The organism is Streptomyces sp. NPDC059499 (genome assembly GCF_042749285.1).
Classification (GTDB): domain Bacteria; phylum Actinomycetota; class Actinomycetes; order Streptomycetales; family Streptomycetaceae; genus Streptomyces.
Map to the genome: position 1 here is coordinate 31,438 of NZ_JBHYTT010000014.1, position 25,373 is coordinate 56,810.

At 68.5% G+C, this 25,373-nt stretch carries 27 protein-coding genes and 2 pseudogenes; 14 read left to right on the plus strand and 15 right to left on the minus strand.

Features of this window, described 5'->3' with window-relative positions; all coding sequences use genetic code 11:
- Positions 1–50 precede the first annotated feature (50 nt).
- Positions 51–1,106, plus strand: a complete 1,056-nt coding sequence (locus ACFW9O_RS27610) for a LacI family DNA-binding transcriptional regulator (protein ID WP_384613048.1) — start codon at positions 51–53, stop codon at positions 1,104–1,106.
- A gap of 183 nt (positions 1,107–1,289) precedes the next feature.
- Here ACFW9O_RS27610 and ACFW9O_RS27615 read toward each other — a convergent pair whose 3' ends face one another.
- The 3 genes from ACFW9O_RS27615 to ACFW9O_RS27625 form a co-directional block, all read right to left on the minus strand.
- Positions 1,290–3,548, minus strand: a complete 2,259-nt coding sequence (locus ACFW9O_RS27615; RefSeq protein ID WP_384613050.1) for a CBM35 domain-containing protein — start codon at positions 3,546–3,548, stop codon at positions 1,290–1,292.
- Positions 3,545–4,735, minus strand: a complete 1,191-nt coding sequence (locus tag ACFW9O_RS27620) for an RICIN domain-containing protein (protein WP_384613052.1) — start codon at positions 4,733–4,735, stop codon at positions 3,545–3,547. The genes ACFW9O_RS27615 and ACFW9O_RS27620 overlap by 4 nt, the downstream gene beginning before the upstream one ends.
- A gap of 195 nt (positions 4,736–4,930) precedes the next feature.
- Positions 4,931–5,098 carry a hypothetical protein gene (locus tag ACFW9O_RS27625; protein ID WP_384613054.1) on the minus strand — a complete coding sequence of 56 codons (168 nt, stop codon included), beginning with the start codon at positions 5,096–5,098 and terminating at the stop codon, positions 4,931–4,933.
- 54 nt (positions 5,099–5,152) lie between these two features.
- On the opposite strand from ACFW9O_RS27625, the gene ACFW9O_RS27630 reads away from it, so the two are divergent.
- Positions 5,153–5,515, plus strand: a complete 363-nt coding sequence (locus ACFW9O_RS27630) for a DUF1330 domain-containing protein (RefSeq protein ID WP_351176258.1) — start codon at positions 5,153–5,155, stop codon at positions 5,513–5,515.
- 86 nt (positions 5,516–5,601) lie between these two features.
- On the opposite strand, the gene ACFW9O_RS27635 is transcribed toward ACFW9O_RS27630, so the two are convergent.
- The 4 genes from ACFW9O_RS27635 to ACFW9O_RS27650 form a co-directional block, all read right to left on the minus strand.
- Complete coding sequence (locus ACFW9O_RS27635) at positions 5,602–6,405, minus strand: phosphatidate cytidylyltransferase (protein WP_384613056.1); 804 nt, start codon at positions 6,403–6,405, stop codon at positions 5,602–5,604.
- The gene (locus ACFW9O_RS27640) at positions 6,402–8,183 is read right to left on the minus strand and encodes an aminotransferase class I/II-fold pyridoxal phosphate-dependent enzyme (RefSeq protein WP_384613058.1); all 1,782 of its coding nucleotides are present in this window, start codon (positions 8,181–8,183) and stop codon (positions 6,402–6,404) included. Before ACFW9O_RS27640 ends, ACFW9O_RS27635 begins: the two co-directional genes overlap by 4 nt.
- A 247-nt stretch (positions 8,184–8,430) precedes the next feature.
- The gene (locus ACFW9O_RS27645) at positions 8,431–9,063 is read right to left on the minus strand and encodes an SMI1/KNR4 family protein (protein ID WP_384613060.1); all 633 of its coding nucleotides are present in this window, start codon (positions 9,061–9,063) and stop codon (positions 8,431–8,433) included.
- A 218-nt stretch (positions 9,064–9,281) separates the two neighbouring features.
- Complete coding sequence (locus ACFW9O_RS27650; RefSeq protein WP_384613062.1) at positions 9,282–10,151, minus strand: alpha/beta fold hydrolase; 870 nt, start codon at positions 10,149–10,151, stop codon at positions 9,282–9,284.
- 222 nt (positions 10,152–10,373) lie between these two features.
- On the opposite strand from ACFW9O_RS27650, the gene ACFW9O_RS27655 reads away from it, so the two are divergent.
- The 6 genes from ACFW9O_RS27655 to ACFW9O_RS27680 all read left to right on the plus strand — a co-directional run bounded on the left by ACFW9O_RS27655 (position 10,374) and on the right by ACFW9O_RS27680 (position 15,335).
- A complete protein-coding gene (locus ACFW9O_RS27655; protein WP_384613064.1) occupies positions 10,374–10,973 on the plus strand; it encodes an exonuclease domain-containing protein in 600 nt (199 codons plus the stop codon).
- Positions 10,974–11,138: 165 nt separating this feature from the next.
- Positions 11,139–11,636 carry a hypothetical protein gene (locus ACFW9O_RS27660; protein WP_384613066.1) on the plus strand — a complete coding sequence of 166 codons (498 nt, stop codon included), beginning with the start codon at positions 11,139–11,141 and terminating at the stop codon, positions 11,634–11,636.
- Between the two features lie 361 nt (positions 11,637–11,997).
- The gene (locus tag ACFW9O_RS27665; protein WP_384613244.1) at positions 11,998–12,738 is read left to right on the plus strand and encodes an amino acid ABC transporter ATP-binding protein; all 741 of its coding nucleotides are present in this window, start codon (positions 11,998–12,000) and stop codon (positions 12,736–12,738) included.
- 65 nt (positions 12,739–12,803) lie between these two features.
- On the plus strand, positions 12,804–13,655 hold the full coding sequence (locus ACFW9O_RS27670) for a glutamate ABC transporter substrate-binding protein (RefSeq protein ID WP_351176244.1): 852 nt from the start codon (positions 12,804–12,806) through the stop codon (positions 13,653–13,655).
- 76 nt (positions 13,656–13,731) lie between these two features.
- Positions 13,732–14,397, plus strand: a complete 666-nt coding sequence (locus ACFW9O_RS27675) for an amino acid ABC transporter permease (protein WP_351174916.1) — start codon at positions 13,732–13,734, stop codon at positions 14,395–14,397.
- Complete coding sequence (locus ACFW9O_RS27680; RefSeq protein ID WP_384613068.1) at positions 14,394–15,335, plus strand: amino acid ABC transporter permease; 942 nt, start codon at positions 14,394–14,396, stop codon at positions 15,333–15,335. Before ACFW9O_RS27675 ends, ACFW9O_RS27680 begins: the two co-directional genes overlap by 4 nt.
- A gap of 31 nt (positions 15,336–15,366) precedes the next feature.
- Here the strand turns inward: ACFW9O_RS27680 and ACFW9O_RS27685 are convergent, their stop codons facing one another.
- Positions 15,367–15,807, minus strand: coding sequence for a hypothetical protein (locus tag ACFW9O_RS27685; protein ID WP_384613070.1), 441 nt, complete (start codon positions 15,805–15,807; stop codon positions 15,367–15,369).
- 137 nt (positions 15,808–15,944) lie between these two features.
- Between ACFW9O_RS27685 and ACFW9O_RS27690 the strand changes: the two genes are divergently transcribed.
- Positions 15,945–16,241, plus strand: coding sequence for a hypothetical protein (locus tag ACFW9O_RS27690; protein ID WP_384613072.1), 297 nt, complete (start codon positions 15,945–15,947; stop codon positions 16,239–16,241).
- Positions 16,242–16,489: 248 nt separating this feature from the next.
- On the opposite strand, the gene ACFW9O_RS27695 is transcribed toward ACFW9O_RS27690, so the two are convergent.
- Positions 16,490–17,056, minus strand: a complete 567-nt coding sequence (locus ACFW9O_RS27695; protein WP_384613074.1) for a hypothetical protein — start codon at positions 17,054–17,056, stop codon at positions 16,490–16,492.
- Between the two features lie 117 nt (positions 17,057–17,173).
- Between ACFW9O_RS27695 and ACFW9O_RS27700 the strand changes: the two genes are divergently transcribed.
- Together ACFW9O_RS27700 and ACFW9O_RS27705 are read left to right on the plus strand one after the other, a co-directional pair.
- The gene (locus tag ACFW9O_RS27700; protein WP_384613076.1) at positions 17,174–17,464 is read left to right on the plus strand and encodes a CPCC family cysteine-rich protein; all 291 of its coding nucleotides are present in this window, start codon (positions 17,174–17,176) and stop codon (positions 17,462–17,464) included.
- Between the two features lie 461 nt (positions 17,465–17,925).
- Entirely contained in the window at positions 17,926–18,402 is a 477-nt protein-coding gene (locus ACFW9O_RS27705; protein WP_384613078.1) for a hypothetical protein, read from the plus strand.
- A gap of 69 nt (positions 18,403–18,471) precedes the next feature.
- On the opposite strand, the gene ACFW9O_RS27710 is transcribed toward ACFW9O_RS27705, so the two are convergent.
- From ACFW9O_RS27710 to ACFW9O_RS27725, 4 genes are all read right to left on the minus strand, one after another.
- Positions 18,472–18,678, minus strand: coding sequence for a hypothetical protein (locus ACFW9O_RS27710; protein ID WP_384613080.1), 207 nt, complete (start codon positions 18,676–18,678; stop codon positions 18,472–18,474).
- A gap of 394 nt (positions 18,679–19,072) precedes the next feature.
- A complete protein-coding gene (locus ACFW9O_RS27715; RefSeq protein ID WP_384613082.1) occupies positions 19,073–19,993 on the minus strand; it encodes a maleylpyruvate isomerase N-terminal domain-containing protein in 921 nt (306 codons plus the stop codon).
- Between the two features lie 261 nt (positions 19,994–20,254).
- The gene (locus ACFW9O_RS27720; RefSeq protein ID WP_384613084.1) at positions 20,255–20,719 is read right to left on the minus strand and encodes a GNAT family N-acetyltransferase; all 465 of its coding nucleotides are present in this window, start codon (positions 20,717–20,719) and stop codon (positions 20,255–20,257) included.
- A 258-nt stretch (positions 20,720–20,977) separates the two neighbouring features.
- Complete coding sequence (locus tag ACFW9O_RS27725) at positions 20,978–21,886, minus strand: NmrA family NAD(P)-binding protein (protein WP_384613086.1); 909 nt, start codon at positions 21,884–21,886, stop codon at positions 20,978–20,980.
- Positions 21,887–21,985: 99 nt separating this feature from the next.
- Here ACFW9O_RS27725 and ACFW9O_RS27730 point away from each other — a divergent pair, with 99 nt between their 5' ends.
- On the plus strand, positions 21,986–22,546 hold the full coding sequence (locus tag ACFW9O_RS27730; protein WP_384613088.1) for a TetR/AcrR family transcriptional regulator: 561 nt from the start codon (positions 21,986–21,988) through the stop codon (positions 22,544–22,546).
- Between the two features lie 41 nt (positions 22,547–22,587).
- Here the strand turns inward: ACFW9O_RS27730 and ACFW9O_RS27735 are convergent, their stop codons facing one another.
- Entirely contained in the window at positions 22,588–23,550 is a 963-nt protein-coding gene (locus ACFW9O_RS27735; RefSeq protein ID WP_384613090.1) for a zinc-binding dehydrogenase, read from the minus strand.
- Between the two features lie 162 nt (positions 23,551–23,712).
- On the opposite strand from ACFW9O_RS27735, the pseudogene ACFW9O_RS27740 reads away from it, so the two are divergent.
- Both ACFW9O_RS27740 and mihF read left to right on the plus strand, forming a co-directional pair.
- Positions 23,713–24,309, plus strand: a pseudogene (locus ACFW9O_RS27740) (TetR/AcrR family transcriptional regulator); the annotation flags it as partial.
- A gap of 45 nt (positions 24,310–24,354) precedes the next feature.
- Positions 24,355–24,648 (plus strand): annotated as a pseudogene (gene mihF / locus ACFW9O_RS27745) (integration host factor, actinobacterial type); the annotation flags it as partial.
- Between the two features lie 203 nt (positions 24,649–24,851).
- Here mihF and ACFW9O_RS27750 read toward each other — a convergent pair.
- Positions 24,852–25,247: a winged helix-turn-helix transcriptional regulator gene (locus ACFW9O_RS27750; RefSeq protein WP_384613092.1), complete on the minus strand. Its 396-nt coding sequence runs from the start codon at positions 25,245–25,247 to the stop codon at positions 24,852–24,854.
- Positions 25,248–25,373 lie beyond the last annotated feature (126 nt).

Genomic DNA, 25,373 nt, shown 5'->3' on the forward strand with positions numbered 1-25,373 from the left:
CCCCTCAAGCAGCGGCGGAGCACGGAAACCCAGCGAAACGGACGGACCGGATGACAGGGCAGAGCCCGGAGAGCCCGGGAAGGGTCACCCTCACCACGATCGCGTCCGAGGCCGGCGTCTCCGTCTCGACCGTCTCCAAGGTCCTCAACGGACGCTCGGACGTCTCCACGGACACGAAGGAACGCGTCGAGGCGGTCATGGACCACCTCGGGTACCAGCGACGCCCCGCTCGTCGGCGGGGAGCGGTCATCGACCTCGTCCTCAACGAACTCGACAGCCTGTGGTCCGTGGAGATCATCCGCGGCGTCGACGAGGTGCTCCACGCCGCCGGCGCCAGCATGGTCCTCTCCGCTGTGCACGGACGCAGTTCCGACACCCGCGAATGGATCGACCAGCTCGCGGCCCGCCGCAGCAACGGAGCCATTCTCGTCGTCTCCGAGCTGACCCCGCAGCAACGACGGAGACTCACCGCGCTGGACGTCCCCTTCGTCCTCCTCGACCCGGTCGGCAGTGTCGAAGCCCTGGTTCCCACGGTGGGCGCCACGAACTGGGCCGGAGCCGTGAGTGCCACCGAGCACCTCATCGAACTCGGGCACACCCGCATCGCACACCTAGCAGGACCGCGCCAGGTGCTCTGCAGCAGAGCCCGCGCCGACGGCTTCCGCGCCACCATGGAAGCGGCGGAACTGCCGGTACCCGAAGCCTGGGCGCCGCACGGCGAGTTCAACGACGCCTCGGGCAGAACCGAGCTGGCCCGGCTGCTCGATTCGCTCGACGCGTCGGGAGAAGATCCGCCCACCGCGCTCTTCGCCGCCAGCGACCTCCAGGCGCTCGGAGCCTTCGAGGTGCTGCGCGACCGTGGCTACGCCATCCCGGGAGACATGAGCATCGTCGGCTTCGACGACCTGCCGGTCGCGCGCTGGACCCACCCGGCTCTCACCACCGTCCGACAGCCCCTGCTGGACATGGCCTCCGTGGCGGCGAACGCACTGCTGCGGATCATCGACGGCGAGCCGGTGGACCAGTTCCGGCTGGAGCTGGCGACCCAGCTGGTCGTACGGGGCAGCACGGCGCCTCCGCGGAAGAACACGACGCGACCCTCCTGAACGGGAGCGGAGGGGAGGCCGGGGGAACCGGCCTCACTGGCGCCCGCCGGCGCGGACGGCCTCATCGATGGCGTTCGGTGCCGTGAGCGAGGGACACACGCTGGGGGCTGCCGTCGTGGACCAGAGTCGTCGTCGAGAGCGAGCCGGGGCACTCATTGCCCGGGCTCGCTCCCGGCGACAGTGTCAAGCAGTCGGTCGCAGGCTCAGCCAGTCCACTTCGGCATGCCCCAGTCCTTTCGTCAGACGGATGCGGTTGACGCCCTCGCGCAGAGTGACGTGGACGGTCGCCGTGCCCGCCACCGCGTCCTGGCGTGGCCCGCTCAGCCAGGCGCCGGTGGACGGGTACGCGATGGTCCCGGCCGCCGTGCCATTCACCCCCACCCTGTGATCGGCCGGTTCTGCGAGCCCGTTGGCGTACCCGACGTCGATCAGGTAGGTCCCGGCGCGCGGGGCGTCCACGGCGAACTCCACCGAGCTCGTCGCCCTGTCGATGCCGCCGACGAAATCGGGGAACTCGTTCCACCTGTAGTGCCGGATCTCCGCGTCGCTCACCGACGCCAGCTCCGCCTCGTAACGGTGGGTGTCCGGGCGTACGTCGATGTAGTCCAGCTCTGCGTAGCCGGATCCCTTGGACAGGGTGACGGTGTTCTCCCCGGCCGCCAGCACCACGCGTTTCACCGCCGTGCCCATCGTCGTGTCCGCCCAGCCGCCGGTGGGCGGGTAGGCGACCGAACCCTGTGCCTCGTTACCCACCCGGACACCGTGGGTGGCCCCGGCGGTGGTGCCGTTGGCGTAGCGCACGGTCATCAGGTGGACGCCGGCCCGTTCCGCCCGCACGGTGAAGGAGACCGAGCTGTCTGCCCGGTCGATCCCACCGATGTAGCCGCGCCCGGAGGCGAGTGCGGTGTCGCTGCCCGTGTGCGGGACGGTACCGACCTGCCGGCCGTCCTCCGCCTCGTACTTGCCCGGATATGCGGCGGCCGGGGCGGCCGGCTGGACGGTGATGCGGTAGCCGTTGAGCCGTTCCATCTTCCGGATCGGTACGGTCAGGTTTCCGCCCTGGTCGAGGGCGAGGACCTTGTCGTACACGTTGTACGCCCCGGTCTGCGGGTCGCCCGCCCGGTCAGCCCGGCGGTCGGTGGCCAGTGGGTCGGTGGACCAGCGCACGTACTCGATCCGGACCCGGACCTGCGGGCCGAGCCCCCGGGCCGACAGCCCCAGCAGCCGGACGTCGATGTCGCCGTCGTCCCCGCCCGCCAGCACGGTGACCGAACGCGCTGCGGGATCCCAGGAGGCCACCCCGTCCGAGCCCTGGTAGTGCCGGGTGTCCCAGCGGCTGACGAAGAGCTGGTTGCCGCGCATCTCCTTGAACCAGTGCATGAAGTGCCAGCCGCCGTTCGGCTTCAGTCCCTCGGAACTGCGGCGCAGTGTGTTCCCCAGCAGCCCGGGGTTGGTGTAGATCCCCATCGCGGCCGAGTCGACCCCGTACCGGGCGAACTCCGCCCAGTGCTTGATCATGGTTCCCGGCACGCCTTCGAACTCTCCGTCGCCCGGCCCGTACTCCTCGATCATCACCGGACGCGGGGTGATGCCGAGCTCCTCCTCCAGCGGCCGGTAGTAGCGGGTCAGCGTCTCGGGCACGTCACCGGGGCTCGGTCCGAGGCTGTGCCAGCCGATGACGTCGGGCAGGGTCCCGGTGTTCTTGGCGTTGACAAGGAAGTTACGCATCCGGGGCTGCCGGTCCGGGGCCTCCCAGGGGTTGTAGTGCTCGTAGTTGGGGCCCATGATCCGCACATCGCGGTCGATGGCGCGGATCCGCCGGACGGTCTCCGTCCAGAGCCAGTTGACCTTCGCGTCGTACGTGGCACCCTGCACGCGCGTATCCGTCATGAACGGGCTGTCCGCGTGCGGTCCGAGCTTGTTGTCCGGCTCGTTGAGCGGGGCGACGGAGTCCAGGACGTCCTTGTACTTCTGGATGGACCTGGTCGCGCTGTCGACCTTGCGCATCCAGTCGTCGTACCCCTTCCAGACGTAGGGCCAGCCGCCCATCAGGTCGTTGTACCGGCCGACCATCTTCACTCCGGTACCCCGCAGTTTCGCCGCCACGGACTCGGTGGAGCTCGGGTAGGAGACGTCTCCGTCCATGCTCTGGTGCTGGGAGAGGAGCAGTTGCGAACCGGCGGCGAGCGCGGCGGGGGTGGCGGGGGTGGTCGTCACGCCGAACAGCGTGCCGAGACCGGCCTTCGTCAGCGGGCCGGACTGACGACCGGTGTCCACGGTGATGACTTCCGGGGCGACAACAGCGGCGGCCGCCCGAGCACCCTCCTCCTCGGCCTGCCCGGTCCCGGCCAGGGCCGTGGCGAGCATCCCGCCGGCCAGGAGCGCCGCCAGGGCGGGGCGGACCGCGGCGACACGGCCAGCCCCGTGTGCCGGACGGCTCACCGGATGTTCCACTTCATGTTCTCGCCGCCCCAGCAGTCCCAGATCTGGACGCGGGTGTCGTTTGCGGTTCCCTGGCCCGCAGCTTCCAGACAGCGGCCGGAATTGGGGTTGCGGATGGTGCCGTCGGAGTTGACCGTCCACTTCTGATTGGCGCCGCCCCAGCAGTCCCAGAGGTTGACCTTGGAGCCGTTGCCCTTGGCGTTCACACCGCCGCCGACCTCCAGGCACTTGCCGAACGCACGGATCGTACCGTCGGAGCCGATGGTCCACTGCTGCGGTGGTCCGCCCCAGCAGTCGTAGATGATGACCGGGGTGCCGTTCGTGGTGTTGCCGTCCGTCACGTCGAGGCAGCGGCCGCTCTGCCGGCCGACGATGCTCTTCGCCCCGCCGCCGCCGGTGCCGTTGGTGGTGAAGGAGAAGTCGTCGACGGCCAGGCCAGCGCCGCCGATCCACGGTTCGAACCCGGCCTGCACGCTGGTCAGGTACCAGGATCGCTGGATCTGACCGCGGGAGACGGCGTCGTCGGTGAAGGACCGGACCGCGAAGTCCAGACTTCCGGTACCGGAAGTCCGGACGTAACTGATCACGTTCCAGCCGATGTTGCCGACCCACACGTCCCAGGCGGCGCCCTCGATGGTCGTCGTGGCCACCTTGGAACCGATGGGTTGCGGACGGCCCCGGTGATCGAGCCAGATCATCAGCTCGGCGCCGGTGTTCTGGCCGTCGCTGCGCGGGGTCGGGTCGAACCACAGGTCGTAGCTGGCGTTCCATTCACCCGAGTCGGGGCGAGCCATCGCCACCGAACTGCGCACGTTCCCGAAGTCCTGCACACGGAGGGGGAGTCCGCTGCCGGAGGTGCAGTTTCCGTAGTGGCAGCCCGCGTAGATCGACGGGTACCCGGCCGGCACGTTGTTCGTCGGGTTGTTGTGGTCCGACGCGGTGATGGCGAACCCGTCGGCCCGTACGTCGATGCACTGGCGTGTCGAGGCGCCCCAGCGGTTGTTCTGGACGACGTACTTGCCGTCCTGGATGGCGGTCGACGCGTACTGGTCGCACAGGACTGGGGCGGCCACGGCCGGCGACGCCGAGGTCGCCACGGCGCCGAGCGTCGACGCCAGCAGCGCGATCACGGCTGCCCAGAGCCGGAGTAGACCCGCTCTCCGGCTCGGACTGGCGGTTCGGGACATGGGTGTTGGCCTCTCTGAGGGGAGGGGAGAAATGCGGGAGCGCTCCCACGGCATCGAAAGTGACACGGGTCCCCGCAGTGCGGAAGGTGCTGCGTCGGACAAGCGGAATCCCGAGGGAACTACCGGTAATCCGAGGGCGGGTTTTCGGACAGTGAGAAGGGCGCGCGGGCGCGGTCCCGTACCTGTTCGTCGGTGTCAGCAGTCGCTGTCGAGGGTGATCCTGTCCTCGGCCTGCCCGGTGTCGACCGCCGAGGCCACGCCCTTGCCGTGGAGCAGTCGTACGGCAGCGCTCCGGAAGGCCTCGGTGCGCTCCTCGATCGGCTCCCGGCCATTACCCGCGAGGTAATCGCCCCGCCCAACCACCCTCGGATACCTTCCTGTTCATCGCCCCCATCTCGGAACGAAAGGAGCCACGTCGTGCCCGCTTACGGCTTCGCTCATCTCCGCAGCCGCCGGAATCACTCCGACGTCATCGAGTACCTGGAGCGCATCCAGGCAACCCTCGACCCCTTCGCCGGCCGCTTCGTCATCCACGGTCCCCCGGCCGAAGTCGTAGAGGGCACGTGGCCCGGCAGCATGGTGCTGATCGAGTTCCCCGGCCTGGCCGAAGCCCGTGCCTGGTACGACTCTCCCGCTTACCGGGCCATCCTGAGACTGCGTGCCGACCACGTGGAGGGCGACTTGGTGCTGATCGAGGGCGTCGGCCCGGACTACGACCCGGCCGAGCGGGCTCGCACGTTGCGAACAGAAGCCGGCCGAGCGGGTCGGCCGACCACGTAGGCCTGCAGGTGTGTGCGCGGCGAGGAGGTCGGTACTTCCGCCGGGGCTCCGGAGCACGGGAGCTCCGGAGCCCTGTGGGCGTCTCTTCAGCGCAGGAGGAGCAGGACGGCCAGGGCCAGGAGGAGTGAGTCGATCCGGTCGAGCAGGCCACCGGAGCCGGCCAGCCAGTGGGCGGAGTCCTTCGCCCGCGCTCCTCGTTTGACCATGGATTCGAGCAGGTCTCCCGCCGGGGCGCCGACCGCCACCGCGACCGCTGTGGGCCCGCTCAGCTCGGACAGCGCGGCGAGTACGCCGAGGGCGGCCGCGGCGCCGGCGAGGGTTCCGCTCCACCGCTTGGCCGGGGAGAGCGGTGACAGTTTCGGCCCGCCCACCCGTTGGCCCGTGAAGTACGCGACGATATCGCCCACCGAGACGGCGATGAACAGGACGAGCGCGGTCGCGCCGAGCGGTGCCAGGGCAGCGAGCACGCTCAGCCAGACCAGCCCGAGCAAACCGGCCCCGAGCCGCCGCAGACCGTGGGCGGAGTCACCGGCCAGCAGCGGGACCGCGGCGATGGCCAGGGCCCCGACCGCCACCGCCCGCACCTCCTGCCCGGGCGCCAGCCAGGAAGTCAGCACCACGCCGGAGACGGCGACGGCCAGTACGACCCTGTCCGGCAGGGACAGACGCATCAGCCCGCCGAACTCCAGTGCCGCCACCACTGCGACCACAAGGGCGAGAAGCGTCACTCCCGGCGTGCCCCACCAGAACGCACCGGCCACCAGGGGCACTCCGACCGCCCAGCAACACCACCGGATCAGCAGTTCACGGCGGCGGGAGAGCGCCGCGGCGACCCCGCCGACCGCCAGGGCCCCGCCGAGGAAGGGCGCGAGGGAGGCGACGTCGGTCACCGGGCGTACCCGGCGACGGCGGCGGCCGGGAGTTCGGGTGTCCGCCGTGACAGAGAGCTGGGCAGCAGCGTCTCCAGCGCGGCTTCGTACGCCGCGACGATGCGCGCGTTCTCCGCCGTGTCCCTGACCGCGACGCGTACCGTGCGCCCTTCGTACTGCGGCGACAGAGGAGACAGGTCGCGCAGGTAGACGTCGTGCCGACGGCACTCCTGCACCAGGCGGGCAGCGCTGGGTCCGTCGTACGGCAGGGTGATGTTGAGGAAGTTCGCGACGCCCTCCTCGATCACGACGGTGTCGTCCACCTGCGCGAGGTCGGCGGCCAGCTGACGGCGCAGGGCGTGGGTGCGGAGCCAGCAGGCGCGGTAGTACGCGGGGTCCCGCAGGGTGGCCACCGCGGCGAGTTGCGCGGGAAGGCCGACCGCCCAGGGCGGCGTCCACCTGCGCAACAGTGCAGCCGTGGCGGGCTCGGCCACCAGGTAGGCCGCCCGCGCGCCGGACAGCGCGTACATCTTGGACAGCGAGGTGCAGACCACGACCCGCGGATCCACCGCGGCCAGCGGGGCGAGCGACTCGGCCAGGTCCACGTAGCCGAGATACGCCTCGTCGATCCACCAGCGGGTCCCGGCAGGGGCGGCCTCGATCAGGCTGCGCAGTTCGGCCGCGGGTGCGTGGCGTCCGGTCGGGTTGTTCGGGTTGACGACGACCACCAGGTCGTAGCGACCCTCCCCGACGACGGAAGCGAGCCGGGAGACGTCGATCCGCCACCCGTCCTTCCGGTGCAACCGGAAGCGGTCCACCCGGCACCCGATCACGCGCTCGGTGACGTGGGCGTATTCGCCGTACCCGGGATCCAGCAGCAGCACCCTGCTGTCCGGGGTCAGCCAGCGGCCGAACGCCCGGAAGATCAGGTCCGACGAGCCGGCTCCGGCCACGAGCGTCTCCACCGGCAGCGCCCGGGCCTCGGCGAGTTCCGACAGCAGGCCCTCGGCGCCGGTGGGAGGCGAGGTACGGGCGGACCAGGCCGGGTCTTCCGCGAGCGCCGCGCGTACCCCGGGCGAGGGCGGGAACCAGGCGTCCAGCACGTCGGCAGCAACGACCTCGTGGCGCCGGTGCAAGGTGCGGAAGTCCTTTCCGATGGCGGTGAAGGACGCTCCGCCATGTTCACATCCGTCGGGCCCAGGCGCCCATTCCATGTCCAACTGCCAGTCCACGACCGAGCGGAACCGCTCCAGGGCGGTTCGGTAGCGGACGGTGGCGACCTGCGTCAGCCCGGCGACCTCGCCCGTCAGCACCTCGAAGGTCACCGCGCCGCTGCGGACGGTGTGTCCGAGGGGCTCCAGACCGACCGCCAGGTACATGTCGAGCAGTTCGGTGCGGCCCATCGCCACCACCGTGCGGCCTCCCCGGGAGGAGATCCAGCGCAGGGCCGCGTACATCAGCAGCGGTGCCACCGCGGTGCTGCGCCAGCGAGGCTCCACGGTGAGGATGCGTACCTCGAAGGCTCCACCCTCGGACAGCAGCGGCAGCTCGTCGCGGGTCAGGTACTTGTCGAGGCCGTAGCGGCCCAGCCACGGCGGGGTCAGGCTGACGAAGCCCATGCGGACCGGCCCCCGGGCCGCGACGAGGTAGACGTTGTCGCCGTCCAGTGCATCGTGCAGGCGTCCCTCCGGGCGCGGTGCGTGCTGACCGAGCTCCTGGGCGTACACACGGTGCCTCAACTCGTGGATCCAGACCAGGTCCTCGGCATCGGCAGCTCGTATCTGCACATCGCGACTCATGAAATGTCTCTTTCGGTAGAGCAGGGGAGAGTCCCCCGATGGGAGAGCGCCGTAACGCACCTCCTGGGAGGGGGCATCACCGTATCTCCACGGAAGGAACGCGTTATGCGGACATCCTTGGTGGTGACGTGCGACCGCACATGAGTAGGCGTACCTGAGTACGTGAGTACCTGACGGGCTGGAGACCGGCCAAGATTCGGTTCTGGCCCAACTTCCGTGCGTGGACAGGGCGAACAGTGGCTGACAGTCAGTTCAGCCCGACAGGGGCTGCCCTGAGCGGGTGACCGTTCAGCTCGGAGCAACCCTCTTCGTCCCACCACAACCCACCTTGGGCGGTGAGATAGGGATACAGCCCGTGCACGTCTCCGCCCTCATGCAATGCTCGCGCGACGGCGTGGAGAAGGCTCGCCAGATCAGGCCAGGAGTCGGTGAAGTCGCCGCCACCGCCGTGTCCTGCCCAGCCGAGGCGCCCCGCGTCCGGTCCAGGACGCAGGTCGATCACCTGCGCGCCGCCATCGGCCCCCTCAGCCCAAGGAACCCAGAGGGGGTGCCACCAAGGCTCGTCCTCCCAGGCGCGAGGGGTCAGGCCGTCGTTCTCCGCCGCGATGCCCATGCAGGTCTTCCAGCGGTCCACGATGCCGCTCACCGGGAGCGGGGACTGCTCCGGCAGGACGGTCGTCCACGTGCTCATACCGTTGTGGCACCGCAGAGACTCAGCGAGATCTCCGGGCAGCGGGGTGCCGAGAACCCGTTCCGCATGTCGAATCTCGTGGGGTGTCGCCGGTGGACTGAGGAGCGCCGAATCGGAGGCCGCGTGCGTCGCCAGCCAAGCGTCGACGGCGCGCCAGGACTCCGACGGGGGCAAGATCTGCTGTGCCATGGCGCCATCCTGCCCCACACGTTCGACAAGGCGGATCGAGGCCCCAGCCGGCCGACGAAGGGGGCAGCAGCGGCCGGTGTTCGGCTCGGGCGCGACCGGTGGCCGCCCCTCCTCAACAGCCGCACCCTCGGGCCGGTGAGAGGAAGTGGGGGACGAGTGGTTCCGATGCGGCTCGGGTTGCGCACGCGGTATCCGGAACCACTCGTCCAGCGGTGGTCCTACGAGGCGCCGTCGAGCACCTCACGCAGCCGATGCCCGAACTCGTCGGGCTTCCCTGGATAGCCGAATTCCCCGTCGAGGAATCCGCCGTGATGGCTCGGGAACACGGTCACCCGCAGATTGAGCAGTTCGGCGGTCGCGACGCTGGTACGCCCGGTCAGCACGCCCTTGGACTCCTCACCCAGGGCGACCACCACGCGGGTCGCAGCCCTGGTGATCGCGTCGACGTCCGGACGATGGCTGCTGATCGCCCATGACCGGTCGGACAGCAGCGGATCAGCGCGCGAGCCGTCATCTTCGGTGGGCATCCCGAACGCGGCGGGATCGGCATCGGGCTGCGCGAAGTACGCGTCGGTGAACTCGCCTTCCCAGGAGGTCATCGCGATGAACGCAGCCATCCCGGCCCCCCACCCACGCTTCTCGTACACCTCCCGGACGTGAGCCCGCGCCCGCACGGCCGCCGGGCCGTCGGGGGTGAGAGTGAGGAGCGGCGGCTCGTGGGCGACCAGGGTGGTCACATCATCGGGGTACTTCGCCACGACAGCGAGCGCGGTGACCGCGCCGCCACTGCTGGCGAACATGTCAACCGGCCCGGCCCCGAGCGCCTCCATGACGGCATGCAGGTCATCGGCCTGAACCTCCGGCGTGTGGTCGACCCGTCCGTCCTTACGGATACTGCGACCGAGACCGCGCGGGTCATATGTGACAACGGTCCGCTCCGGGAAGCGTGCCGCGAGCGCAGCGAAACCAGCAGCGTCCATGGGCTGCCCGATCATGAACAGCGGCGGACGCCCGTCATCGGTCGGCAGCGGCCCACGAACGTCGTAGACGAGGTCCGCGCCGGCTGTCTCGAGTGTGTAAGTCTCCATACCCGTACAGACCGGCCTCGCCCCGGAAACTCATCGGCCCATGCACCCCCTACTTCGCGTGGGCCCGGGTGACCGTCCTCATGGCTGTCGACAGGGCAGGGTGTCGGCGCCGGAAGAGGACGCGGAACGTGCCCATGGCGAACGCAGGGGTACTCGGATGACCCGTCGGCGCGCTGGAAATCAGAGTGACCGGCAGGCGTCCACCTCCCTACTCTCGTTCGCATGGAGAGTGCTGGGGGACTGCTGAATGTCATCGATGTCGAGGCGACGTGCTGGGAAGGCGCGCCCCCACCCGGTGCGGTCAGCGAGATCATCGAGATCGGGCTGGCGGTGGTTGACCTCGGCCGGAGTGAGCGTGTCGGGAAGCATCGCATTCTGGTGCGGCCCGTACGGTCGGCCGTCAGCTCCTTCTGCACCGAACTGACCGGGCTGAGTCAGGCCGAGGTGGCCACGGGCATGAGTTTCGCCGAGGCCTGTCGACTGCTGGCATCCGATTTCCGGGCAGGGGTGCGTCCGTGGGCGAGCTGGGGGGACTACGACCGTCACCAGTTCACGCGTCAGTGCCAGGCCACCGGAACCGCGTACCCTTTCGGACGTCGGCACGCCAACGCCAAGGCAGTCTTCACCGAGGCCCATGGATTGCGAAGGCGTCCGGGAATGGCCCACGCCCTGACGCTTGCCGGACTGCCGCTGGAAGGGCGTCATCACTGTGGCGAGGACGACGCATGGAACATTGCCGGCCTGATCCTCGACCTGGCTGCCCGTGACGCCTGGCCCGAGGTCACAGCCCAGGGGCCGCCTGAGCGTCCCCTCAGGTGCTGAGCGGACGTGAGCCGGTCGGTGCCAATGGCACGGTGAGCCCGCAGTCCGCCGCGAGGTCGTCGCGATGCGGTTACGGCTCCCGTACGTCAACGTCCTTTCGGCTGAGGCGACTTGTGCGCCAGGTCGGGGCTTCTCAGGATGATGGCCGAGGCCCATGATGGCGGAATGGCTGTCAGCGAGGATCTGCTCTGGGACGCGGCGGACAAGAGCACACGGACCATTCCGCGGCTACGGCGCGTGGCGGTCGTCGCGGGCTGTCTCGGCCTCTTCGGCCTGGCGATGTGGATGGGTCCCGACATCAGGTGGGCGGCCTGTGCGGCTGCGGTCTACGTACTGGTGGAGATCGCGTACTGGGCGTGGGACCGGCGGCGCCTGGTCGAGGCACGGATCGTCACCGGCGAGCCCGACGGTCGCGCGAGACTTCGCCTCCGGCATGCGGGCGGACGGATCACGGAACACGACCCCCACCAGGTGACGCGGGTGCTCATCATTCACGACAACGTCGTCGACTCGGCGAAACTTCGGCTGCGCTTGCGGGGGAAGCGGCTCTTCTTCGGGCGTCCAGGGCGTTCCCCAGTGCTTACGACGTGGCGGGAGACGTGCCCGAGAGCCTCTGTCAACGACAGGAACGCATGGTGGGGTATGCCGGGGATCCCTGACTAGCACGGGCCCTCCCGTCTCCTGATGTGAGTGAGACGTCGGGGTCAGGATGGTTCCACGGGACATGGGGATCAGTTGCCGCGGACCGGTGATCAGTTACGGGAACGCCTGGCCTGCGAGCACACGACCTGGGACGGCTCGGAAGCCGGTTGGCGTAGTCGCGGGTGTCGGCGTGCCCACCGCGTAGTGGCCGCCGTCGCGCCCACGCTGCTGCTCCAGAGCCCCCGTCAACTCGTCCGCCGGGCTACCCGGGCCTGACCCGCCGTCCGCAGTCGGCCCTCTCCGCATGCGACCGCGGCGAGGTGGACGGACGATGAACACGATGAGTGCCGCAGCGGTGACCGACGGGGATGCCAGGCCGGGCATGAGTGATGCCCTGGTCGTGCTCAGCCATGTCAACAAGCACTTCGGGGCCCTCCATGTGCTCCAGGACATCGACCTGACCGTTCACCGCGGTGAGGTCGTGGTCGTCATCGGTCCGTCCGGCGGCGGCAAATCAACGCTGTGCCGCGCCATCAACCGGCTGGAGACCATCGACTCGGGCGAGATCGTCATCGACGGCAGGCCGCTGCCCGCCGAGGGCCGCGAGCTGGCCGGCCTGCGCGCCGACGTGGGCATGGTGTTTCAGTCCTTCAACCTCTTCGCCCACAAGACCGTGATGCAGAACGTGACGCTGGGCCAGATCAAGGTCCGCAAGAAGGACAGGGCTTCGGCCGACGAGCGGGCGCGCTCCCTGCTGGAGCGGGTGGGGGTGGCCTCCCAGGCGGACAAGTACCCGGCCCAGCTGTCCGGCGGACAGCAGCAGCGCGTGGCGATCGCACGGGCACTCGCCATGGACCCGAAGGTGATGCTCTTCGACGAGCCGACCTCGGCACTCGACCCCGAGATGATCAACGAAGTACTCGAGGTCATGCAGCAGCTCGCCCACGAGGGCATGACCATGGTCGTCGTCACCCATGAGATGGGATTCGCCCGTTCGGCCGCCAACCGTGTGGTCTTCATGGCGGACGGCCGGATCGTGGAGGAAACGACGCCCGAAGTGTTCTTCAGCAACCCGCGCAGCGAGCGCGCCAAGGACTTTCTGTCGAAGATCCTCCACCACTGAGCGGGATCACCTGCTCACCGCTCCCGCCCGCCGCACAGGTGAGGCAATCCCTAGGAATGATCACCATGAATCCTCGCAAGACCACCGCCGCGGCTGCGGCCGCACTCCTGCTGTCCCTGACCGCGGCCGCCTGTGGTTCCGACGGTGGCAACGACACCGCCGCAGGCACCGCGGCGGGCAGCCGCGCCGACACGATCACCATCGGCATCAAGTTCGACCAGCCCGGGATCGGTCTCAAGACTCCGGACGGCGACTACACGGGCTTCGACGTCGATGTCGCGACGTACATCGCCAAGGAGCTCGGCTTCGAACCCGGCGACATTGAGTGGAAGGAAGCCAAGAGTGCCGACCGCGAGACGCTGCTCCAGCGGGGCGACGTCGACTTCATCGCCGCGTCCTATTCGATCAACGACGAGCGCGAGAAGAAGGTCGACTTCGCGGGTCCCTACCTGCTGGCACACCAGGACATCCTCGTCCGTGCGGACGACGACTCCATCAAGAAGCCCGAAGACCTGAACAACAAGAAACTCTGTTCCGTCACCGGGTCCACCTCGGCGCAGAACGTCAAGACGGAGCTCGCACCCAAGGCGCAGTTGCAGGAGTACGGCGGCTACTCGGAGTGCATCACCGGCCTGGAGAACGGGGTCATCGACGCGGTGACCACCGACGACTCGATCCTGGCCGGCTACGCCTCCCAGGAGGAGTTCGAAGGAAAGTTCAGGCTCGGCGGATTCAAGCTGAGCAACGAGAACTACGGAATCGGCGTCCCGAACGGCAGTGACCTCAAGGCCAAGATCAACACGGCCCTGGAGAAGATGGTCGCCGACGGCACCTGGGACAAGTACGTCGAGAAGAACTTCGGCCCGGCGGACTACAAGAACGAGCCCGCACCGAAGATCGGCGTCGTCGTCACCTGAACGGGGCTGACCAGCGCGCCGCCCCGCACGCGGGCGGCGCGCCTCATACTTCGCCCACCCGGAATCGTGGGAGATCGTGTTCGACTTTCTTGAGGGTTACGACCTGCTGGGGGCCTTCTGGGTGACGGTGCAGCTCACCGTCTACTCCGCCATCGGCTCCCTGATCTGGGGAACGATCCTGGCCGCCATGCGGGTCAGCCCCGTTCCCCTCATGCGCGGCTTCGGCACCGGCTATGTGAACGTCGTGCGGAACATCCCCCTGACGGTGATCATCATCTTCACCTCGCTCGGACTGTTCCAAACGCTCGGCGTCAGCCTCGGGGCGGAAGACTTCGAGACCATCAACTTCCGGCTCGCCGTGCTCGGCCTGATCGCCTACACCTCCGCATTCGTGTGCGAGGCGCTGCGCTCCGGCATCAACACCGTTCCCATCGGGCAGACGGAGGCCGCGCGCGCCATCGGCCTGAGCTTCCCCCAGGTGCTCAGGCTCATCGTTCTTCCGCAGGCATTCCGCTCCGTCGTGGGCCCACTGGCGAACGTACTGATCGCGCTGACGAAGAACACCACCGTGGCCGCCGCGATCGGAGTTGCCGAGGCCGCGACCCTGATGCGGGAGATGATCGAGAACGAGGCTCAGCTCATCCTCATCTCCGCCGTCTTCGCGGCCGGTTTCATCTGCCTCACCATGCCGACCGGGCTGTTCCTGGGCTGGGTCAGCAAGAAGGTTGCCGTGAAGCGATGACCTCCGTCCTCTACGACGTACCAGGGCCGCGCGCCAAGCGGCGCAATGTCCTCTACACCGTCGTGTTCCTGGTGGCGCTCAGCCTGGTGATCTGGTGGGTCATCCAGAGCCTCACGGACAAGAACCAGCTGGAATGGGCGAAATGGAGACCCTTCTTCACGGACTCCCGCGCCTGGTCCACGTACATCTGGCCAGGGCTGAAGAACACGATCATCGCCGCAGTGCTCGCCATGGTCATCGCGCTGCCCCTCGGGGCACTCTTCGGTATCGCCCGGCTCTCCGAACACTGGTGGGTGCGCGGAGCGGGCGGAACCGTCGTGGAGTTCTTCCGAGCCATCCCCGTACTGATCCTGATGCTCTTCGCCAACGCGGCCTACGCGGAGTTCACCGACGTCAGCCCCGACAACCGCCCGCTGTACGCCGTGGTCACGGGGCTCGTCCTCTACAACGCCTCGGTGCTCGCCGAGGTGGTGCGCGCAGGCATCCTGTCGCTGCCCCGTGGACAGACCGATGCCGCGAAGGCGATCGGCATGCGCAAGGGGCAGACCATGACGAACGTGCTCCTCCCACAGGCGGTCACCGCGATGCTGCCGGCGCTGGTCAGCCAGCTGGTGGTCATCGTGAAGGACACCGCCCTCGGCGGCGCGTTGCTCGGCTTCTCCGAGCTACTCGCCTCGGTCCGCCCGATGAGCGCGAACTACGGTGCCAACACGATCGCGTGCTTCACCGTCGTCGCGGTAATCTTCGTCGTGCTGAACTTCGCGCTCACCACGTTCGCCTCGTGGCTGGAGCGCAGGCTGCGACGCGGAAGGAAGTCCACCGGAGCGGTGGTCGGCGTCGACGCCGTCGCCCAGCTCTCCACCCCGGGGGAGCCCATGGAGCCGGGCGGTCCCGGAGCGACCCGTGGCGAGTCGAAAGACGATCGCCCCCGGTCGTGAACCGGCCGAGAGCCGGTGCGATCGAGCCCGGCTACGCGGGGCGAAGAACGGGATCAATCTGCGTCAGGCTCTCGTACATTCGACGGGAACCCAGGGCAACCAGCTCGTCGTTGTCGCCCGACATCTCCTCGCAGAGCCGCAGACCCTCGTCCAGGTCGTCCGAGAAGATGCTGAAGACATCGACGACCGCGGTATGGATGTAATCGGCGTGGTTGTCGTTGGCGACCGCCAGTGCGGACGCGACTATCGCCAGTCCGGCCCTGTCCTTTCGCCGAAGCAAGCCCTCCGCGGTCCGCCGGGTGACGAAGGTGTCACCGGAGTCGAGCACAAGCCCCAGCAGCGGCTCCACGGCCTCGTGCATCTCGGCGAACCCTGCCAGGCTGTGACCGGCGTCCGCCCGGTCACGCCAGTCGTCGCTCCGGCCGAGTGCGGCCAGTGCCACGACAGCCGCACGCCGCAGGTCACCGTCCATTTGCACGCCCACCCCTCCCACGATTCCGGTCAAAGTATCACCGAGGTGCCCTACCGGATGATCACCCGGGACAGGTCCTCGGTACCTCCTACGGATCTTCGTCCCGAGGGTCCCGTACGGGCGGTACAGTGCGCGCCGTGGACATACCCGACTGGTTCGTCTGGATCGCCCTCGGCCTCGCCGTCCTGCAGGCCCTCGCCCTCGTCCCCTTGACCCGCCGACTGCGCGACTCCGACTCCGCAGTGCGCTCCAAGGCGCGTCTCGACCTGCTGGATTCAGGCAGTTCCCTGCTGCTCTTCGGCGGCCTGCTCCTGAGTCTCATGGTCGCGGAATCCTGGTTCTGGCTCAGTCTCGTCGGCTTCGCGCTCCTGACCTTCGTCTATGTCGTGAAGGGCGTCCGCCTGCTCCGCGCCCGGCGCCGCCCCACCGCCTGAGCCCGCATATCTTCCACTGGAGAATCCGTGGGGCGTCTGCCCACCGGACAGTCAGTGATTCCCGAGCTCGGAGCGCGAGTTCGATTCTCGTGACCCGCTCCATGGAAGCCCCAGGCCGTCGGCCGGGGGCTTCTCCTCTGCCTGGACCCGTTCAGAAACCTGGCTCCAGTTCCGCACGAGAAGACCCCTGACCAGCCTTCTTGCGGACGGACCGACAGTGCGTGGTGCTTGACGGTTGGCCCGGGCCGTCAGTCTTCCACCTTGTCGAACGTCTCCACTGCGGAGCGGAAGGTGTCCTGTTCCGACACAGCGGGGTTGATGAGAACGACGAAGTCGGGGAGGGCAGCCTCGGACGGGACACCCTCTTCGTAGACGGTGCCCGGTTCGTCCTCCCACGCAATCAAGTGGATCACTACCGAATAGCAGCCCACGGGCAGATCGCAACGGACGGTTCCAGGCCACGCTTCGGCGCCCACTGCCTCTATGCCGCTGAGCCACACCTGTCCCGACGAATGCAGAAGGTAGGCGTCCGAGGTGACCAGGCGGTGCGTGCTCTCCCGCTCTGTCAGCTGCGCAAGCAGGCCGACGCCCCCTATGCGGACCAGCACCCCGAAGGCGCCGTCACTTCGGATGTTGACGGGAACGAGGGCACCGCTGCGTATATGCCGTTCAACGTCCTCGTCCTCGCCGAGCTGCAGGTCCCAGGTGTCGTCATCGACGATGCCGGCGAAGCGCTGGGGGTTCCACAGAGCGAGCATTCCAGCATCGGTTGCCACCGTGGACACGGTCTCGGGAGTGGGCGGGGAAGGAGTCATCAGGGAATCCTGCCATGCGGATTCGGCCACGACCGTGGCCCCACGAGTTCCTGGGCCCGCGGCCCGGCCGCATCTATCGGGTCGCGGTGGACTCCCGCAGCAGGGCAGGATGCAGCCGTGGCCACTCCTTTCGTAGACGTCCACGGGACTGCCGAGAGCGGCCCGTACCGCTGTCCTTGTTGCGGCTTCGTCACGCTCGACGAGCGCGGCAACTTCGAGATCTGCTCCGTATGCTTCTGGGAGGACGACGGGCAGGACGACCAGGACGCGGATCGGGTTCGAGGCGGGCCGAACGGCTCCCTGAGCCTCACCGAAGCCCGGCGGAACTTTCATGCCATGGGCGCCTGCGACGAGCGGTGCACCCAGTTCGTACGGGCCCCTCGGCCGGACGAACACCCACTGGCCTGACATCACCAGCTGACATCGACGCCGCCGCACGTCAACGAACGGGCGAGGCTGAATGAGCGCGGATCGGCGACGGTACGACCCTGCGCAGGCTGTCGGCAGACGAGGGCTCGAATTCCTGGGGGGAGTGTCAGCCCTACCAGGCACGCCCCGTACGGAGAAGCCGACTTTCCCCGCATGGGGGCGTACTCAATGATGACCGGACTAGGATCGCAGCGGGCGAAGCCGTAGCGCAGAGGTAGTCGCGCGCGGTCTCCAAAACCGCGAGGACGCCGGTTCGAATCCGGTCGGCTGAGCTTGCCCCGCAACGCGTCCAGAACGATGAGCGCCCGTGCGCGACGTGTGCACCCTCTTCTCAACTTGAGTGTGCGGTGATTCCCAAGTTCCGGGGGAGCCGTGCCACCTGGGCTCTGGCAGAGGAATCGACTCGACACCACTCAGCGGGTGGCTCTACGCTCCGGCCCGTGACCGAGGAAAGTCAGCTCCTGGCAAACTTTCGCGTCAACCTCGTGCCCGCAGTGCTGGCCCTGGCCAACCCCCCGTGGCAGCAAGCGGTGTGGCTCGACCCGTCGACTTTCGAGAACCTGGACCACATCTTTCACGTGCTCTTCGATGACTTCTGCGACGCCGACCAACCAGAGCTGTACCTCGGGACCAGTCTGCGGACCGAGGAAGAGGTCGAACTCATGCGTCAGCTGGGCGCTGCGCTCAATGCCGCAGGCTCCGAGGCTCCGGACGACACCGACGACCAGTACCTTCAAGCGACAGCATGGCCGAGGGTTGTGGCAGTGGCCGGCCGTCTTGCACAAGTGATGGTCTCGAACGACCTGAGCGAACTCGTGGCACTGCACAACACCCAGTCCAAGAGAACAGCGACCGCCACACGGACCGGTGAGCATGCCTCCGTCGCAGCCCTAGAAGGGCACCAGGAAGAGGGGTGACCAGCTGCGGTGCGGCCAAGGCGGGGCAAAAGGGAAGCTGTACGACAACTTTTAGGTGGGGACTGCCGGTCAGTAGAGGATGAGTCGCCATCGCTCGACCCAAAGCAGCCACTGACCACCCGAACCGCGCACCTGGACGCGGTCGCCTTCCACCTGCCAAACGGTGCCGTAGAGCGTGGTGTTGGGGAGATCCACCCTGACGATGTCGTAGACCTCCAGATCGGCCTCGACCGGCCGGCTCCATGCGTTCGCGCAGTTTTCGCAGAAGTAGCCCACAACATCGCATCCCGTGGCAGCCGACGGGATGCCGGGACGAACCGATTCGACGAAGCACCGCGGGCACGGGTCGGCAGTGTGACGGTCAACTGATCGGGACATCGTCCGATCTCCAACTTCCTTGCTTGAGGACCTCCCGTCGCAGCAGCACCGGGATCGCCGTGCCAACCTCGCTGTCGGTGCCTGTGGTTACGGTCCCAAGACGTTGTCGGAAGAGTTGGGAGTTGTTATGACAGAGGAGGCGTATGGCGGAGCCATCGCCACAGGTGGTCGTAGTCGTTAAGTCCCCCTGCGCGCAGGTTTCTCAGCTGTGTTGAGGGCCGTCACTGGCCAGCTGTCCTGGATCAGCGACCTGGCGACTCGACGGATCTCAGGGGTTGGGCTTGGACTCAATTCACATGAGGATGCCGCGGGCCCCCGCGAAGTGACTGACCAGTTCCGGATCGCCCGATTGCATGACCCGGCCGTGGTCAAAAGGCGCTCCTGTGAGCATTCGCCAGGCAGAGTTCGTGTCAAGCTCGACTGTCGCGTCCGGCGGCTCGATCGTGCCCACCAGGTTCAGCTCGACCAGATCCCACTGCCCCCGGCGCCGCTGCAGCCGCCAGGAGCCGCCTCCAGCCCCGCTGAGGTGGATCGCCAGGTCTGCGTCCGGACCCGTGAGGGGTGCGTAGTGGAGGGGGAGCGCCCACAGAAAGGTTCGCAGCACGGGGCCGAGGAAGCCTTTGTCTCGTACTCCCGGCCGGTCGACGGCGTCGCGGATCTGTTGTTGGTGCACCCAGCGTTCGGTGAGGTCCTGAGCGATGTCGAACCACAGCGGTACGGGGTCCGGGCTGGCCCAAGCGACGCGGCCCTCTGCCATGAGGTCCATGGATGCCCAGTAGGCGTCCATCTCCGTGCCGGCCACGCCGAGGAGGGTGCTGATCACTCGCGGGCTCAGCACGCGGTTGGTCTCCACCCACCGGTGGTTCTTGTCGTTCAGCGCCGCGATGAAAGACTTGTGGTCGGCGAAGCCAGTCAGCGATCCGGACCGGTCGCCGTCGCGCCCCCGGGACAGCCAGCCCAGGTCATCGTCCAAGATGTGCAGTACGACGTCCTTGACGGACCAGTCCGGACACACCGTGGGCCGATCCCATGCCGACAAGTCCAGGTCGTTCAGCAGCGCCAGCAGTGCCGCTCGCTCTTCGCGCAGCAGCGAGCGAACGTCCGTGGGTGGCAGGTCCCACAAACCCATGATCGTCCTCATCTCGTCGTATCCGCAGCGACACTTTGAGACATTGGACCAGAACGGAAAGTCAAAGCCAGCGACGGCCCCCAAACCTCCGCCGACCCCTCCAGCGCCGGCGGGGTGATGAGGCCGGTGGGTTGGGGCATGGTGGGGACCTTGGGCTTGAACCTGGCGGATCTCCCTTCGCGGGTGGTTACTTGGCGGCGGTGTCGATGGCGGGGGCGAGCAGGCGGCCCCGAGCAGGAGGACCGAGACGAGCCGGAGCGGCGGGCGGATGAGCTTGATGCCGAGCCGGCCGACGACGCCCGCGCTCGTGCCTTCGGCCCGCTCGGCGCTGGGTGAGTGGTGGGCTCAGGCGGTGTTCTCGTCGAGCACCAACATGATGTGCTCATGCTCGCCGTACCAGAGTGTCTCGGTACGCCGGAAGCCGTGCTTCTCCAGCAGTCGTACCGAGCCGGTGTTCCCGACGAAGGGATCGGCGTGCAGGGGGCGTGCCTTCTCCCGCTCCAGGAAGAGCGCAAGTGCCCGCGTGCCGATTCCCCGGCCCCAGTACTGCCTCCCGAGCCAGTACCCGATGAAGCGCCGCTCCTCGTCCCACCATGCCACCGCGTTGCCCGCAAGTGCTCCGTCGACGGTGATGGCCTGCACGAAGTTGGTGGGGTCCCCAAGAACCTTCGTCGTCCAGTGGGTCATGAAGGCTTCCCGTTCCCGGGGCGGGAACTTCGACCGTTGCACGGCCTCAGGATCGTGCTCCTGCGTGAAGAACTCTTCCAGATCGGCCGGTTCAACGTCTCTCAAACGCACCTGATCACTCATGCCGACGGAGTCTGCCACCAGCCACTGACATTCCCGGGGCCGGCGGTTTCCGACGGCGACATCTCTCTTGCCGACAGCGGTTCAATGTGCGGCAGTTCGGCCGAGTACGAGAAGGCCCAGGTGTCCCGGAGGCCGTCGAGACGGCACACGTTGACTTCGCCGCCCTCCAGCAGCGCGGCTGCGGCCCCGTGTCGTTCTGACGCGGACCCGGCCGGGGCGCCGCTCGCGGCCTGCTTTCCGGCTCGGCGCCGACCGGCGTCACCTGGTGTCCCGGAGATGCTCTTGTGTCCAGGTCTCGAAGGCGGTGAGGGGCAGACCCAGATTCCGTGCGAACGCGGGGCGGGCGGGCTGAGATTCTTCGTTGATGTGAGCCTGCGCGAAGCCCATGCCGGGCATCCCGGCGGCGGTCGCCTCGTCTGCGGTCATGTCGGGCGCGGTCAGCTCGGTGCCCAGAGTCCGGGAGAGGACCGCGGCGATGTCCGTCATAGTCAGGAAGTCGCCGGCCAGTTCGAGCTCGATCCTGTCGAACCGCTCCGGTGCGGCGATGGCCGCGGCGGCTGTCGCGCCGATGTCGTCGACGGCGATCAGGGACAGCCGGGTCGCGGGCTTCAGCAGGCTCACCAACCCGCCCGCGACCCCGCGGGGGAACATGATCTGCGCGCAGGGGTGGAAGTTCTCCATGAAGAACCCCGGCTTGATGAGCGTCCAGTGGGTGAAGCCCGCATCACGGACCCGGTCCTGGATCCCGGCCTTGGCGCTGAAATATGGCTCCATCCACGCCCACCGGCCCTTGACCCAGCTGACGTGCTGGCCCGCACCGGAGACTGATGTGTGTACGAACTGCGGGACCCCGGCGGCCCGCGCGCCACCAATCAGGTTGCCGGCCTGCGCGACCTCGCCTTCGAACCCGCGGCCGTCCATGTCGGGCATCTGGACGGAGAAGACGGCGCGCACGCCCATGGCGGCCCGGTGGACGGAGCCGAGGTCGTCGAGGTCGCCGGTGACCAGCTCGGCGCCCAGCGCCTCGACGGCCTTGGCTCGGGCGCTCAAGGGGTCGCGGACCAGTGCCCGAACGGGAATCCCCGCCGTGAGCAGGGCGCGAGCGGTGGCGCCACCTTGCTGACCGGTGGCGCCGACGACCAGTACGGGGGCGGAGGGTGTGCTCATGCTGCTCCTCGGATCGCATCCGGACGTAAACGGCGGGGTCCGCCATTTACCTCGGGTACGATACGGAGGGCCCCGCCACTTAGCAAGCACGGAGATGCCATGACGGTCCAGCGCGCGGATGCCCGGCGCAACTACGCGCGGATCCTCGCCGTGGCGGAGGAGGAGGTCGCCGCGCACGGCGCCGATGCCTCCCTGGAGCAGATCGCCCGCACCGCCGGAGTCGGATCGGCCACCGTGCGCCGACACTTCCCCAACCGCCGGGCCCTGCTGGAGGCTGTGTTCAGCCACCGGATTGACGCCCTCTGTGCCCGTGCCGTCGATCTCGCCGAGGCGGACGACCCACGGGCCGCGCTGCTGGACTGGCTGAGTGCGCTCACCACGTACGCAACTACCGCGCGCGGCATGGCCGATGCGCTGGTCCAGGACGGGACGGACGACGCGGGCCACGTCAATGCCTGCGCAGTGCGCCTTGGCGGCGCGGTCGATCCACTGCTGCACCGCGCCGCACGGGCCGGCGCGGTGGCACCAGAGGTGACCACCGCCGACCTGGTCTCGCTGGTCACGGGTCTCGCACTCGCCACGGAGCATCACCGGGACCCGGCCGCCGAAGCGCACCGACTGCTCGCCCTGACGGTACGGGGGATCAGCCCGCAAGGGTAAAAGGGTGCTGCCCGGCGCGGCGAACGCCGTCTCTACCCAGCTCAGGGCACCAGCACGACTCTCCCGAACACCTCCCCCGCGTCCATCTTGCGGTGAGCCAGCGCCGCCTGCTCCAGTGGCAGTACCTCGTGCACGACCGTGCGCAGGTTCCCGAGCGCGGCGTCGGCGAACTGGGAAGAGCGCACGGCCTGCCGGTCGGGGCCGGGCACGGTGTCGGAGCTGAAGGTGGCGAACGACAGCGATCTGCGGAAGGAATCCATCAGCCGCATGCCGAAGTCTGCCGGCGGCTGCCCACCGACCACGCCGACGGCCACGTACCGCCCGTTGGAGTTCAACCTGTCCAGGAAGAGGGGAAGCTGGGGACCCCCCACGACATCGATCACCACGTCGAAGACCGCCGGGGCATCTGCGTCGCCCTCACCGGAGCGGTTCAGGACGTGCGTGGCGCCGAGCTCTTTCAGGCGGGTACCGCGCTCGGGCGATGAGGTGGTGACCGCCACCGCGCCCGCGCCGCCCTTCGCCGCGAGCTGGACCGCCGTGATCCCGATGCTGCCGGCCGCACCTCGCACGAGCACCGTCGCCCCGGGTGCGAGACGGGCCCGCTCCAGGGCGAAGTGGGCGACCACACCGGAGCCGCCGAGGGCAACCGCGTCGGTGCCGGTCAGGCCGTGGGGCAGCGGGAGCACATCATCGACCGCGGCGACGGCTTGCTCGGCATACCCACCGGACAGGCCGGTGAACGCCCATACGCTCCGCCCGACCCACGAGGCGTCCACACCCTGTCCCACCGCGCTGACGCATCCTGCGACTTCGCTGCCGAGGACATGCCCAGCCCGGAACCCGTGGGCGGCGAGCGTTCCCCGGCGGATCACGGCGTCCACGCCGCCCACGCCGATCGCCTCCGTGGCGATCCGCACCTGCCCCGGAGCAGGAACGGGCACGGGCACGTCGATGACCTCCAAGCCTTCGGGGTTTCCGAACGTCCTGATGACGACGGCTTTCATCTCTGCTCCTCGGGTCGGTGGACGGACCGCCATCACTGCTGCGACCGTGCGTATCGAATCGGCCCCACCGCCAGGGCCACCGGCGGATTGCCGGGGTGGGGTGGTGGGACCGCCATCGGACCGTAACGGGCTCCTGCGTCCGTCCAGCTGAAGTGAGAGACGATGACCGGCCACTTGCCTCAGACCGTGCGTTCCGACGCCCGCGACAATCGGGCCCGCATCCTGGACGCTGCCCGGTTGGTGTTCGGCGAGGAGGGTCTGAGCGCACCCATGCGCGACGTCGCCCGGCACGCAGACCTGGCCCCCGCCACGCTGTACCGGCACTTCCCGACGAAGCGGGAACTGATCGCGCAGACCTTCACCGAGCAGCACCGAGCCTGTCACGCCGCCGTCCGCGACGCCCTCATGGACGCGGACCCCTGGCACGGATTCCAGAGCCTGATCGAGCGGATCTGCGAACTCCACGCCCACAGCCGCGGATTCGCCGACGCTTTCATGACGGTCTTCCCTCAGTCCATGGACTTCGCCGCCGACCGCGAGCGGACCGCGCGGGCGGTCACCGAACTGGCCCGCCGTGCCCAGGAGACCGGCCAGCTCCGTCCCGGCTTCGTTGTCGACGACCTGATCCTGATGCTCACAGCTCACCAGGGCCTCCAGCACGTGCCCCGCCCGGCCCGGCTCACAGCCTCCCGCCGCTTCGCCGCTTACGTCATCGAGGCGTTTCGCGCCGCACCGCAGACGGGAGCGCCCACGCGACTGTCGCGCGAACAAGGAGAACAGATGGTGGATCCACCAGCTTTGACCCCTTCCCAGCGAGCCGAAGCGCTGGAGAAGGCGAAGGCCGTCCGCAAGGAGCGCGCCGACCTGATGGCCCAGCTCAAGGAGGGGACCCTGCCGCTGAGGGACCTGCTCGCCCGTAAGGACGCGGTGGTCGGCAAGATCCGGGTGCGCCGCGTCCTTGAATCGCTTCCCGGCATCGGTGCCGTCCGCGCCTGCCAACTACTTGCCGACCTGCGGATCTCCGAGGGCCGCCGCGTCCAAGGCCTCGGTTCCGGGCAGCGTGCTCGGCTCCTTGCGCTGTTCCCCGCAGGGCACTGACCGGGCGCGCCGGGCAGGCACCGCCAGGGGCGGTGCCTGCGCGATAGGCCCTGGGGTGCGGCCGTGACAAGGATGTGGACGTCGCGGCTTGGGTGAGGCTCATCGCAGTCGAACGCAGGGGGCGACCTGGCGGCAGCTCACCGCTGACCAGAGGAAGCCGATGAAACTGTCCCTGCTGATCGGCGAGTCCGGCCGGGCGGGGGTCAGGCGGGAGGTGTGTCGGGGCGGGCGTCGTACACGGCGCGGGCAGCGTCGATGTGCGTCAGGTGCGTGATGCTCCACTCCAACAGGGGTGCGGTGGCTTCGCGCAGGGTCCTGCCCGTCGCGGTGAGTTCGTAACTGACGTGCGGCGGCATGACGTTGCGGACGGTTCGTGTGAGGATCCCATCGCGTTCCAGGCTACGCAGGGTGACAGTGAGCATGCGCTGGCTGATCCCGTCGGTGGCCCGCTTGAGTTCGGTGAAGCGGCGCGGCCCCTGGCTGAGGTTACGCACGATCAGCAGCGACCACTTGTCGCCGACGATGCCGAGCACTTCACGGGCCTTGCACGGGTCCTCCGGCCGAGTCGGCCGCGCCTGGCCGCCCGCGGTGCCGCTCATGGTTACCTCCACAGAACCGGGGCACCTCAATGTGCCGTATTGATCAAGGTGCGGCAGGTGCAGCACGATGATGTCGGTTCCCGAAGAGTACCGAGGCACGGAACAGAACTGCCAAGTTCTCGGGCC

Excerpts from the sequence above, each read along its gene's own strand:
- ACFW9O_RS27685 (WP_384613070.1), bottom strand. The coding sequence starts at position 15,807 with ATGGACGGTGACCTGCGGCGTGCGGCTGTCGTGGCACTGGCCGCACTC.
- ACFW9O_RS27660 (WP_384613066.1), top strand. The coding sequence starts at position 11,139 with ATGGCTGTCAGCGAGGATCTGCTCTGGGACGCGGCGGACAAGAGCACA.
- ACFW9O_RS27650 (WP_384613062.1), bottom strand. The coding sequence starts at position 10,151 with ATGGAGACTTACACACTCGAGACAGCCGGCGCGGACCTCGTCTACGAC.
- ACFW9O_RS27680 (WP_384613068.1), top strand. The coding sequence starts at position 14,394 with ATGACCTCCGTCCTCTACGACGTACCAGGGCCGCGCGCCAAGCGGCGC.
- ACFW9O_RS27645 (WP_384613060.1), bottom strand. The coding sequence starts at position 9,063 with ATGGCACAGCAGATCTTGCCCCCGTCGGAGTCCTGGCGCGCCGTCGAC.
- ACFW9O_RS27620 (WP_384613052.1), bottom strand. The coding sequence starts at position 4,735 with ATGTCCCGAACCGCCAGTCCGAGCCGGAGAGCGGGTCTACTCCGGCTC.
- ACFW9O_RS27665 (WP_384613244.1), top strand. The coding sequence starts at position 11,998 with ATGAGTGATGCCCTGGTCGTGCTCAGCCATGTCAACAAGCACTTCGGG.
- ACFW9O_RS27720 (WP_384613084.1), bottom strand. The coding sequence starts at position 20,719 with ATGAGTGATCAGGTGCGTTTGAGAGACGTTGAACCGGCCGATCTGGAA.
- ACFW9O_RS27695 (WP_384613074.1), bottom strand. The coding sequence starts at position 17,056 with ATGACTCCTTCCCCGCCCACTCCCGAGACCGTGTCCACGGTGGCAACC.
- ACFW9O_RS27725 (WP_384613086.1), bottom strand. The coding sequence starts at position 21,886 with ATGAGCACACCCTCCGCCCCCGTACTGGTCGTCGGCGCCACCGGTCAG.
- ACFW9O_RS27640 (WP_384613058.1), bottom strand. The coding sequence starts at position 8,183 with ATGAGTCGCGATGTGCAGATACGAGCTGCCGATGCCGAGGACCTGGTC.
- ACFW9O_RS27730 (WP_384613088.1), top strand. The coding sequence starts at position 21,986 with ATGACGGTCCAGCGCGCGGATGCCCGGCGCAACTACGCGCGGATCCTC.
- ACFW9O_RS27735 (WP_384613090.1), bottom strand. The coding sequence starts at position 23,550 with ATGAAAGCCGTCGTCATCAGGACGTTCGGAAACCCCGAAGGCTTGGAG.
- ACFW9O_RS27655 (WP_384613064.1), top strand. The coding sequence starts at position 10,374 with ATGGAGAGTGCTGGGGGACTGCTGAATGTCATCGATGTCGAGGCGACG.
- ACFW9O_RS27750 (WP_384613092.1), bottom strand. The coding sequence starts at position 25,247 with ATGAGCGGCACCGCGGGCGGCCAGGCGCGGCCGACTCGGCCGGAGGAC.
- ACFW9O_RS27610 (WP_384613048.1), top strand. The coding sequence starts at position 51 with ATGACAGGGCAGAGCCCGGAGAGCCCGGGAAGGGTCACCCTCACCACG.
- ACFW9O_RS27670 (WP_351176244.1), top strand. The coding sequence starts at position 12,804 with ATGAATCCTCGCAAGACCACCGCCGCGGCTGCGGCCGCACTCCTGCTG.